Here is a 594-nt window from a genome sequence, read left to right as displayed (position 1 = left end):
GCGATCTCGTCCTCGGCCTGGAAGGTCCGCACGCCGAAGTTCTTGTGCCGGCTCAGCTCGTGCAGGATGTCCGAGGCCGGGGTGATCGGGTACGAGCCCAGGAACAGCGGCAGATCCGCCTGCCGGGAGGCGCTGATCAGGCCGTAGGCCAGGGCGAGGTTGCCGGAGATGTTCCGGTAGGTGCCCACCGGGAAGGCCTTGGCGGCCGGGGCGACCTCGTAGGAGACCGCGAAGTCCTCCGTGGTCTCGCCGAAGTTCCAGCCGGCGCGGAACGCGGCGATGTTCGCCGCCATGATCTCCGGCTTCTTCGCGAACTTCGACTTCAGGAACTTCTCGGTGCCCTCGGTGGGCCGGTGGTACATCCAGCTCAGCAGGCCGAGGGCGAACATGTTCTTGCTGCGCTCGGCCTCCTTGCGGGAGAGGTCGAACTCCTTGAGCGCCTCGACCGTCAGGGTGGTCAGCGGCACCGGGTGCAGGCCGTAGCCGTCCAGCGAGCCGTCCTCCAGCGGCGAGGCGTCGTAGCCCACCTTCTGCAGGGCCCGCTTGGTGAACTCGTCCGTGTTCACGATGATCTCGGCGCCCCGCGGCAGATCG

At 67.8% G+C, this 594-nt stretch carries 1 protein-coding gene; it reads right to left on the bottom strand.

The genetic code is table 11. The features are described from left to right. A partial coding sequence (locus tag QSK45_RS38085; protein ID WP_285563535.1) for a 2-oxoacid:acceptor oxidoreductase family protein occupies positions 1-594 on the bottom strand: 594 nt, incomplete at both ends.

The organism is Streptomyces hygroscopicus subsp. hygroscopicus, from assembly GCF_030269125.1.
Taxonomy (GTDB): domain Bacteria; phylum Actinomycetota; class Actinomycetes; order Streptomycetales; family Streptomycetaceae; genus Streptomyces; species Streptomyces hygroscopicus_C.
The sequence above is the reverse complement of the archived record's forward strand: the minus strand, read 5'-3'. Positions and strand labels throughout refer to the sequence as shown.